The sequence below is a fragment of the Cryobacterium sp. TMT4-10 genome, assembly GCF_004403275.1.
GTDB classification, from domain to species: Bacteria; Actinomycetota; Actinomycetes; order Actinomycetales; family Microbacteriaceae; genus Cryobacterium; species Cryobacterium shii.
On sequence record NZ_SOGU01000050.1, the window covers coordinates 1 to 5341 of the forward strand.

The following is a 5341-nucleotide window of genomic DNA, read 5'->3' on the forward strand; positions in this document are numbered from 1 at the left end:
GGCGTGGCTGTGACCGGATGCCGCGGGGCGGCCCGAACGCTCCTGGCGCGCTCCGCCGGCCGGCGCGGCATCGCCGCCGCGTCCGCCACGGCCGTTGCCCTGGCCGCCGCGTCCGCCGCCGTCACGCTCGTCGCGGTTGACGCGCTTGCGCTGGGCGTTGGCGCCCTGCGAACGGCCGCCCTGGGACTGGCCCTGCGGCTGCTCGACGCGGGGGACCGGCTTGACGTAGGCGGCGACGTCGCCGACGAGGGCGTCCACGGCCGGGGAGCTCGCGGTCACGCGCTGCGGGGACACCTTGATGGCGGCCTTGCGGAGGAGTGCGTCGGTGTCGCGACGCTGCTCGGGGAGGACCAGGGTCACAACGTCACCGGCGCTGCCGGCGCGGGCGGTGCGGCCCGAGCGGTGCAGGTACGCCTTGTGCTCGGCCGGCGGGTCGACGTGGATGACGAGTTCGATGTCGTCGACGTGCACGCCGCGGGCCGCGACATCCGTGGCGACGAGCACCTTCACGTCGCCGGCGCTGAACGCCGCGAGGTTGCGGTCACGAGCCACCTGCGAGAGGTTGCCGTGCAGGTCGACGGAGGGGATCCCGGCGTCGGTGAGCGACTTGGCGAGCTTCTTGGCCTGGTGCTTGGTGCGCATGAAGAGGATCCGGCGGCCGGAACCGCTGGCCAGCTTCTCGACGAGCGCCTTCTTCGATTCGACGCCGTCGATCTCGAACACGTGGTGGGTCATCGCGGAGACGTGGCTGTTGGCCTCGTCGACCGAGTGCATGACCTCGTTGTGCAGGAAGCGGCGCACGATCTTGTCCACGCCGTTGTCGAGCGTGGCCGAGAACAGCAGGCGCTGGCCGCTGCTGGGCGTCTTGTCCATGATGCGCGTGACGACGGGCAGGAAGCCCAGGTCGGCCATGTGGTCGGCCTCGTCGAGCACGGTGATCTCGACGGCGTCCAGGCTGATAAAGCCCTGCTTCATCAGGTCTTCGAGGCGGCCGGGGCAGGCCACGACGATGTCGACGCCCGCCTTGAGCGCGGAGACCTGGCGGCCCTGCGAGACGCCGCCGAAGATGGTGGTCGTGTTGAGGCCGTAGGCCTCGGCCAGCGGGGTGAGTGCGTTGGTGATCTGCGTGGCCAGCTCGCGGGTCGGGGCGAGGATCAGGCCCAGCGGACGACCGGGGCGGCGCTTGCCGCCGGCGAGCTTGCCGCCAAGGCGCGACACCATGGGCAGCGCGAACGCGAGCGTCTTGCCCGAGCCGGTCTTGCCGCGGCCGAGAACGTCGCGACCGTTGAGGGTGTCGGGCAGGGTGTCGATCTGGATCGGGAAGGGGCTGTCGATACCCTGACTCGTCAGGACGGAGACGAGAGGGGCCGGCACGCCAAGCGCGCTAAAGGACGAAATTTCAGACAAAGTGGTGCCTTTCGGGCATCAGATTCCCCCGGTATCCGTTCCGCAAGGGCGGTAACTCGGAGACCAAAGAGGATTCACATGGCGAAGGTGCCGATGGGCACATCCGTTCGCCGTAAGAAGGTTTCATTCGAAAAATCCGGCCGGCCCACGAGTGGGTGGCCGCAATAAGAAGAGGGCGTTCTACGACGCAGCGAGCGCAACTACGCACTCGCAAGCCTTCAGTCTAGCGGATGCTGTCAAGCCTCCGGGTCGAACGCCCGGCTGTGCAGCTGCGCCGGGTGGCGTTCCTCACCCGGGGAGAGCTCCCCGACGGGCACCTCAGCGGTCACGATATTGCCGGCCTGGGGCAGGGGACAGGCCCACATCGGGTCGTACGCGCAGGACGGGTTGTAGGCGAAATTGAAGTCGAGGATGAGGGTGTTGTCGTCGGCGCCGGCCCCGAGGTCGGCCCCCTTCACGGTGTCGAGAAGGTAGCGGCCGCCGCCGTAGGTCCCACCCGGCTTGCCGGCCAGCCCGTCCCGGAACGGCAGGAACAGCCCGCCGCCGTAGCAGGAGAGCCGCCACAGGTCGATCGCGCCCAGGTAGGGCAGCCGCACCGAGCCGACCAGGTCGAACGGCACCTTGCCGTCCGTACCGGTGTCGACGGCGATGTGCACCGGCTGTTCCGCCCGGTGCACCTCCACCTCGAACCGCCAGTCGGGGTCGTACGCGGCGACCGGCAGCCCGGTGAAGACCGCTCGGTCGTCGGGCAGCAGAGGCGACGACGGATGTCCCGCGAACAGGTCGTCGCGACCGCTTCGCCACAGCTCGTGGCCGGCGGCCGGGTCGTGCGCGCTGATCTGGCGCACGCCGGCGTACAGCCCGAACACCCGCCGGCGCCAGTCGGCCACCTGCAGGGCGCCGAGGGTGGTGCTCACTGGGTCACGCCGGTGTCGGGGACCGAGTCGGCCGGGGCCTGCTCGGCCGGGGCCTGCTCGGCCGGGGCCTGCCCGGCCGGGGCCTGCTCGGCCGGGGTCTGCTCGGCCGGGGTCTGCCCGGCCGGGGCCTGCCCGTCCGGGGCCTGCCCGGCCGAGGCCTGCCCGGCCTGCTCGGGGGACGGCTGCACATCGACGCCGAGGTCGAGCTGCCAGGTCGGCGCGAGGCGCTTCAGCTGGCGCATCCGCCACTGCCACAGGGCCCAGAACACCGGCCAGCTGGCGACGGTGAGGGCGCCGGTGCGGAAGATCAGCTGGTCGCGGAAGAGGGTCTTGCCGGTGCCGGCCGGGTCGGGGGCCACGGCCATCCGGTGGTCCCACAGCGTGACCGCGGCCAGGGCGCCGGACACGCCGCGCCCGGTGTCGCGCAGAATGCGCACCCCGTCCGGGCGGGTCGTCGCCATCGCCAGGCGGATCACCTGGTCACCCATCGGCACCAGGCCGAGCGCTGTCATGCTGACCGGGTGTTCACCCGGTTCCCAGGCCGTGGGGAAGCCGTCCGCCTCGAGGGATTCGACGCTCACCACGGGGGAGCTCACCTCCCGGAACACGGCGGGGCTCCGCAGGGCGCGCCAGGCGGCATCCGGGGAACAGTCGAGAATCTCTTTCAGAAGAACGCGCATGACCCCAGTCTGTTGTGCTTCGGCATGCAGTACAACTAAGAGGGTGGCAATTCGATACTGGCTGGGCGTCGCGTCACGCGAACACGTGCTGCGCGCCGTCTCGGTGGGGCTCGTGCAGGCCCGCCACAGCGCGCGTGCGGCGCTCGAAGACATGGGCGAGTCCGACGGGATGGTCTACTACTCGCCGAAAACCGACCTCGACGGCGACCGGCTCCGCGAGTTCACCGCCATCGGGCGCATCGCCCCGGGGCTCGTGCACCAGGGCGAGTCCGCCGCCCCCACCTCCTACCGGCCGTGGCGCCGCCGCGTCGACTACGACCCGGATGCCATCGCCACCTCGATCCGGCCGCTGCTCTCGGTGCTCGAGTTCACCCGCGACGATCCGAACTGGGGCTACCGGCTGCGGCGGGGCCTGCTGCAGCTCTCCCGGCACGACTACGACGTGATCCGGCGGCAGATGCGCCGCCTGTAACCGCCCCAGCTATCCTCGTGCCGCACTCACCCGCGCCATACTTCGCCGAGTTCGCCACTTGCGGTCGAGTTCGCCGCACACACCTGTCGAAGTCGACCGGAAGTGGCGACTTCGGCGCGGGTCGCCGGGTGTAGCCGCACGGATGCGCCGGGTCCCGCGCCTGCCTGCCGCGTTCGCTCGCACTCCGCGCGCCAGTTCGTCCCGGTCCACCTTCGCCGAGTTCGCCACTTGCGGTCGAGTTCGCCGCACACACCTGTCGAAGTCGACCGGAAGTGGCGACTTCGGCGCGGGTGGGGCGCGGGTGGGGGGCGAGTGGGCGCGAGCGGCGACGAGTGGCCACGAGGCACCGGGTGTGCGGCCGCACGGAGCCGCCGGGTGTGCGGCCGCACGGATGCGCCGACGCGGCCCGGTGCGCCGGCGATTGTCGGCGGGATCGGCGATTTTCAGAGCAGAGTGCCAGTGAGGCCGCCCTGTCGCGCCGGCATCCGTTGATTAGACTTCGAGCATGACAGGCGAGTTGTGGTGGGTGCCTTCGGCGGTCGTCTTCGGCGGGGCGGGCGCGATCGTGGTGCTGCTGGGGGCGCTTGCCCGCCGCCGCGGCCGGACGCACGCCCGGGAAGACCGCTCCCTGGCGGACGGGCGGGTGCGGGCGGCCTCCATCGCGCTGGTTCGCGCGGACGACGTGGTCCAGGCCACCGCCGACGAACTCGGTTTCGCGGAGGCGCAGTTCGGGCAGAACGCCACCCATGACTTCGCCGCGGCGCACGACGCCTCCCGCCGGCAGGTGCGCGACGCCTTCGCCCTGCAACAGAAACTCGACGACAGCGAGCCGGAGAGCGAGAGCGAACGCCGCCACTGGACCGAGCAGATCATCGTGCTCGCCGACGAGGCCACGAAGCGACTGACCGAGCAGGACCGCGACTTCTCCAGCCGCCGCGGCCTCGAACGTGACGCGCCCCACCTGCTCGATCAGCTGCGCCGGCGCCTCACCCGGGTCGCCGAGCGGGTCAAGGCCGGGGAGGCCAGCCTCAAACGGCTCGGCGCGACCTATGCCCCATCGGCCCTCGCCCCGATCAGCGGCAATGTGGTGCGTGCGCAGGCCGCCCTGGACGAGGCCAGGCTGGCCACGGATGCCGCCGCCGCGCGGCTCGACCGGGCCTCCTCCGAACCCGTGGGCGACCAGTTGCGCGAGGCCGAGCACGGTCTCTACCGCGCCGGCAAGCTCCTCGACGCGATCGAAACCGGCGAGGACCAGCTGCATATCGGCTTCGCCTCGCTGACCCGGGCCCTCGTGGATGCCGACGCCGAGCTGGCCGAGGCGCGCCGGCTGCGGGACACCCACGAGGAGACCGAGGCGCGCACCGAACTCAACCGTGTGATCGCGGTGTCCGACCGGGTGGTCGGCGAGCTCCGGCATCCGTCGCGCCTGAGCGATCCGGCGGCCGACCTGGCTCGGCTGCGGGAAGCGATCGGCGGCCTGGACGTGACCCGCTCCGAGGCCCGCAACCGCCAGTTGCGGCTGGAGAACGCCCGCGGGGCGCTGATCGGCGCGCTCCTGGCCGCCCGCAGCCAGATCAGGGTCACCCGCGACTTCATCGCCGCGCACCCCGGACGCGTCGGGTCGCCCGCCCGCACCCGCCTCGCCGAGGCGGAACGGCAGTTGAGCCTGGCCACCGCGGAGGCCGACCCGGTCGCCGCCCTGGACACCGCCCGCCGCGCGATGACCCATGCGACGGATGCCGACGCGCTCGCCCGTTTCGACACCCTGTAGCGCGCTCTGCCCGCTGCGCAACCGCGCCGTGCGCCGCGGGCCCCTGTGCCCCGGACCCGCGCGCCCCGCGCCCCGGCCCCCGGACCCCCGGACC

General features: G+C 72.1%; 5 protein-coding genes. 2 read left to right on the forward strand and 3 right to left on the reverse strand.

The features are described from left to right. From E3T42_RS07920 to E3T42_RS07930, 3 genes are all read right to left on the reverse strand, one after another. A partial coding sequence (locus E3T42_RS07920; RefSeq protein ID WP_134402783.1) for a DEAD/DEAH box helicase occupies positions 1 to 1407 on the reverse strand: 1407 nt, incomplete at its 3' end. A 236-nt stretch (positions 1408 to 1643) separates the two neighbouring features. Then, positions 1644 to 2324 (reverse strand): DUF1684 domain-containing protein, encoded by a 681-nt coding sequence (locus E3T42_RS07925; protein WP_134368336.1) that lies wholly within the window; start codon positions 2322 to 2324, stop codon positions 1644 to 1646. After that, positions 2321 to 3004 carry a hypothetical protein gene (locus E3T42_RS07930; protein WP_174776683.1) on the reverse strand — a complete coding sequence of 228 codons (684 nt, stop codon included), beginning with the start codon at positions 3002 to 3004 and terminating at the stop codon, positions 2321 to 2323. Before E3T42_RS07930 ends, E3T42_RS07925 begins: the two co-directional genes overlap by 4 nt. 43 nt (positions 3005 to 3047) lie before the next feature. On the opposite strand from E3T42_RS07930, the gene E3T42_RS07935 reads away from it, so the two are divergent. Both E3T42_RS07935 and E3T42_RS07940 read left to right on the forward strand, forming a co-directional pair. Beyond that, entirely contained in the window at positions 3048 to 3476 is a 429-nt protein-coding gene (locus E3T42_RS07935; protein ID WP_241975916.1) for an EVE domain-containing protein, read from the forward strand. A gap of 505 nt (positions 3477 to 3981) precedes the next feature. Then, entirely contained in the window at positions 3982 to 5247 is a 1266-nt protein-coding gene (locus E3T42_RS07940) for a hypothetical protein (RefSeq protein ID WP_134368338.1), read from the forward strand. Positions 5248 to 5341: the final 94 nt, after the last annotated feature.

Bases quoted from the DNA above. Each gene is read 5' to 3' on its own strand.
- E3T42_RS07930 (WP_174776683.1), bottom strand. From the start codon at position 3,004: ATGCGCGTTCTTCTGAAAGAGATTCTCGACTGTTCCCCGGATGCCGCC.
- E3T42_RS07940 (WP_134368338.1), top strand. From the start codon at position 3,982: ATGACAGGCGAGTTGTGGTGGGTGCCTTCGGCGGTCGTCTTCGGCGGG.